Origin of the sequence: Marisediminitalea alba, from assembly GCF_002993365.1 — a bacterium.
GTDB lineage: Bacteria > Pseudomonadota > Gammaproteobacteria > Enterobacterales > Alteromonadaceae > Alteromonas > Alteromonas alba.
The window spans coordinates 1-4,568 of sequence record NZ_PVNP01000099.1; the positions used below are offsets into that span (position 1 = coordinate 1).

3 protein-coding genes are annotated in these 4,568 nt (G+C 41.4%); 1 reads left to right on the plus strand and 2 read right to left on the minus strand.

The window, feature by feature from the left end; translation table 11 throughout:
- Positions 1 to 486 precede the first annotated feature (486 nt).
- Positions 487 to 2,895, minus strand: coding sequence for a tetratricopeptide repeat protein (locus tag C6Y40_RS10570; protein WP_146129539.1), 2,409 nt, complete (start codon positions 2,893 to 2,895; stop codon positions 487 to 489).
- 141 nt (positions 2,896 to 3,036) lie between these two features.
- Complete coding sequence (locus tag C6Y40_RS10575) at positions 3,037 to 3,690, minus strand: hypothetical protein (RefSeq protein ID WP_105934562.1); 654 nt, start codon at positions 3,688 to 3,690, stop codon at positions 3,037 to 3,039.
- Positions 3,691 to 3,770: 80 nt separating this feature from the next.
- Here C6Y40_RS10575 and C6Y40_RS10580 point away from each other — a divergent pair.
- The coding region (locus C6Y40_RS10580) for an IS1634 family transposase (protein ID WP_146129531.1) at positions 3,771 to 4,568 on the plus strand (798 nt) is incomplete at its 3' end.

The window sequence follows — 4,568 nt, forward strand, 5'->3', positions numbered from 1 at the left end:
TCAAAATGGGGGATCGGTGTCAAGAAAAATAAATCAGTTAATTAGGTGCGGAATGACGGATTAACTGATGGAAAACGGGTTTGGGCTGAAAAGAATTTAGCTCAAATCTAACCTGACGCCGACACCAGAAAATCTGGGTAACTGTCAGATCAGGTCTGAGCTAGTACAGTTAAGCAAATACTGAAGAACTGAAATATTATATTGCCTAGGCTTCATCTTGACCATTGTTGAAATGGAGAACAACCCTTTCAACCAATCTGTTGAGTGAATATTTTCGCTATTAATTTCCAATCAATAATCGGAAATTTTTTTGTTTTACCGCATAACTTCTGGTGTGTGTTTCATGCAAAAAAATATACGAAGGCGCATTCAATACCGCACTGAGACAATAAATCTGCTAAGGTAGACGTTTATTGCTGGATAGCTCTTAGACTTTTCATAATTTGCGAGAAAGTTTGGGTTTCCGCAAAACTGGAGAAATCATACTTACCTGTCTTTAAACCAGTAACCATAACAACGCCCCACAAATTCACTTTCGCCAGCGCCACTCTCAATGCAATAAGTAGCGCTAGCAAGCCAAGAAAGTCGGTCTTCGTTGGCAAACTTTTTTGAATCTTGCTCGTTATAGCGCTTCACTCCTTTTTCATAATTTGTTTGAAGCGCTAAACGAGTTTTAAGCGATACTAAAGCCGAGTGATTTTGGTCAATACAAGAATTAATAACCTCTTCAACGCCATCGAGTTTTTGAGTGTTTAATAAAAGGTCGCACAACTTTATAACCAATGGTGGTACATAACCAAGCAATTCAATTCCATCAGTAAGACACTGCTCAGCTTTGTCTGCCCCACCTTGCTCTATCAAAAATTGAGCTTTTGCTGCATAAAAAGCTGCATTGTTAGGGTTTTGATTGAGCGCTTTGTCTAAGTAAAACCGCGCTTCATTAGGTTTACCCATGCGTTGATAACATTGCCCCAAATGCATATAGATGTAAGGAAACTGCGCGCCTAATGTTATAGCAAACTGAAAAGCGTTAATTGCACTTTCGTATTGCTCTTTTTGTTGATACAGCCTTGCCATGGATAACCAAACGTTAGCACTTAGTCCATAATGTTTTTCTGCAAATTTATGAATTTTGTTTAGCTGAGATTCATCTAAATTCTTCCTTGGGTATTTGTCTATCCAAACTACGGCTTCCTCTTCTGAGCCTTCGTTTGGCCAGTTTATTTCGTCACTCGTGGGCACATCAGAGCTACTTTTCTTTTTCGCTAAATCTTTGCATGCTGACTGGTACGACTTTACAAACTCTGATGGAAGTTGAGAAATATCATCAAACTCGGGCTTGTAATAATTAGCGTTTTCTTCCGTATGTTTCAAATCGGCCAATTCTAGCAACTCTTGCCAAACTATATCTAAACTGGCTTTTAAATGGCTGGATAACATGCTTGGAATTGTTTGTGAGGCATGGTCGTTTAACATGACACTTTCGACGGGGCTTTCAACGGAGACGTCTAAGTTCAAACTAAACTTGTCGTTAATGCGTTGTATAAGTGGAGCATTGTTAAACAGTGCACGCTGTGTAATGACTAACGTTTTACTTGGGTTATTTTTAGCGAAGGCCAAAAGCTTTCTGTTATATTCCAACCACATTTTTGCTGCAAGCTCTGGCTTGCGCCAAAAATTCAGCCGTTTATCATCACTCAAGTCCCCTGGCAATTGATGAGCAAACTCCCTACTGTGCCTATTTAAAAGAGATTCTATGCAGCTGCTCCAATGTCTTGCAACAAACAAAAAGTGTGCATTGCCCCCATTAGCTTCATTCCAAGAATCTAGAAAAAGACAAGCCCGGGGATCTTTAACTCCCCAGCATTGGTGTTGAGAATTGCGTAAGGCAATATAGCTATCGAGAAACCCTGGCTCCACATTCAGAGCAACTTCACCATGATACTGCCAATCGGTGCCATTGTTAGCTAATTGCTCATCGTGCAATCGGACGGCAGCCCAGTCTTCAAAATGTCCTTTAGGGTTGCTTATACTGCTCCCCATTAGCTCATTCCCCATATGGAGGCCGGCTTTATTTAGGTAGTTTGCCGTAGCCGATGTCGCACTTCTGTGAAAACCAGTGCAAATGAGTGCTTTTATGTTTTCTTGTACAGCAGCGTTGGCGGGGTGAAGTTTTCCTTTCTGCTCTACTTCAACATTCACACTTTTTTTGAACGTCTTATCGTGAAGAACGGCACCTGTGAGATGTTGAAGTTCTTCGTCTTTTAACCTTTTTTCTTCATTTTTAAAGAAATAAAACCACGTTTGGCGAGGGTGATACCAAGGTAACTCTTGCACCTGAAATCCAGCGTTTTTAGCAAATTCGAATACCTTTGAAACGGTGAACTCGACGCATTCTGGGTAAATCCAACCATTGCCCTCGAAATCTTTATCACCCTTAATAAACGTAAGTAAAGCGGCGCCGTTATCATTTAAGGACTCATAAATATTACTTAGGGCGTTAGGTATTAAATCATTGCCGGTGTGTGAGAATATGGATTGGGCAATAATGAAATCAAACTTTGCCCCAAACACACCCGTGTTAAATTCCGAATTATAATCAAACTTGGGCTTTTTTATAGCTATGAGCGAGTCACCTACTTGCTCTTTGATCCCATCTTCAATCAGCCATTTGTTAGGCTCGATACCGTGATAATTTTCAGGCTCTAAGTAGTTAATTAAAAACCGACCAGCACGCAAAGACCCGCACCCTAAGTCTAAAACTCGATGGTGAGCACGCAGCCCTAATGTACACAGCAAACGAAACTGAGTAGCCCCCATAAAATCGTACTGAAGAGGAGGCCCTATGTAGGCTCTGTAATGATTGTCGCCTGGCTTTAGAGATGAATAGTCCACAGGTGTTTCACTCACTTATTTAAACTTTTAAAATCAGTTCCGTATGGCCATAAGTGTACGTTACTAGTCAATCCTTTAGTAGGTATTAACTTAAAATCGGTTGCAAGCCTGGTAAGTTCTGATACTCGGGCATATCTCTTTTCAATAGGTAATATATTTATCTATTAATTGCTCAAGATATTCGAGCCTTTCCTTTTCTTCAGTTATTGGAAAAACGCAAAGCTCAATTAAACCAACACCTAACCTTCTTGAGTCAGGAGATTCTGCAACGTCTGCCAAATTAAGAACATTGTTAACGCATAACTGCATATCTATCATTTGGCTAGCTTTCTCTAACTCAATAGTGCCTTTAAATAATGTTCTTTTGCCGGGATAAACATTTCCTTGCCACGCTACGTTTTCGTTAACTATTACTTTCGCACTGGTTTGAGAATGAATGTCTGACAAAGTAATAGCACCATAAAAGCTATAAGTTCCACTGTGTGATAACACAAACTTTAAACAAGCGTTGTTACTATTTGACCAACAACCCCATTCATCAGGAAGGTTCCAGCCAAGCCCGTCCAGTAGCTCCAACCCTATAAGCTGATGTTTCTTTAAATCAATATTCTGATTTGCACCGAAGAAGAAAGGTTTACCGGTACTTAACACAGGCCAGCCACTGAGGTTTTGCATGCTATTATCTAAGCCAGCCTCAATACTTATTAATTCTTTAGAAAAGACACGCCAAGACTTAAATTTTGCCTTTTCCGCTACTCTATTTTTATTTTCTAGCAACCATGCTTTATCCGTCATTCCGCACCTAATTAACTGATTTATTTTTCTTGACACCGATCCCCCATTTTGATCTATTACTCATCTTTGGGTGCAGCAAAATGGCTATTTCTACTACCTCCCTATCAGGGTTAACTATCAAACGCATGGACCATCTTGGTTTAGTATCCGGTATGTGTCGGGAGCTTGGTATCGCTAAGATGATTGACGCGGTTATCCCAAAAAACAATGAGCATAAGGTGACTCATGGAGAAGCCTTTGTCGCCATGCTTCTCAATGGTTTGGGTTTTCACAGCCGCACCCTACACATGTTTGCAGATTTTTTCGCTGACAAACCCACTGAACGCCTGATTGGTCCGGGTGTACAGGCCAAGCACCTGAATGATGATGTACTTGGTCGGTGTCTTGATGCCCTCTATGAAGCAGACGTGTCGTCGCTATATCAAGTCATGGCTGAGCGAGTGGTCGACACGCTGGGGTTAGCCAGTAACGCTGTGCACCTGGATATCACCAGTTTTCATGTCGATGGTGAATACGCTGTTGATGAACAAGATAGCGAGACTAAACGCATTGAACTGGTTAAAGGTTACAGCCGGGACCACCGGCCAGAATTAAACCAGGTGATACTGGAGCTGATTTGTGAAAATCAAGCCGGTATCCCTGTCTATATGCAGGCTTTAAGTGGCAATACGAATGACCAGAAAGCTTTTGCAGAAGTCACCCGTCACCATATTCAGTGTTTAAAGGCCGCACAACAATGCCGATATTTTGTTGCCGATGCGGCGCTTTATACCGAAGAATCTATCACTGCCCTGGCAACACAGAACCAATTGTTTATCTCACGAGTCCCCATGACCATCAAAGACGCCAGGCAGCACGTAAGCAACGTGACGGAAGCC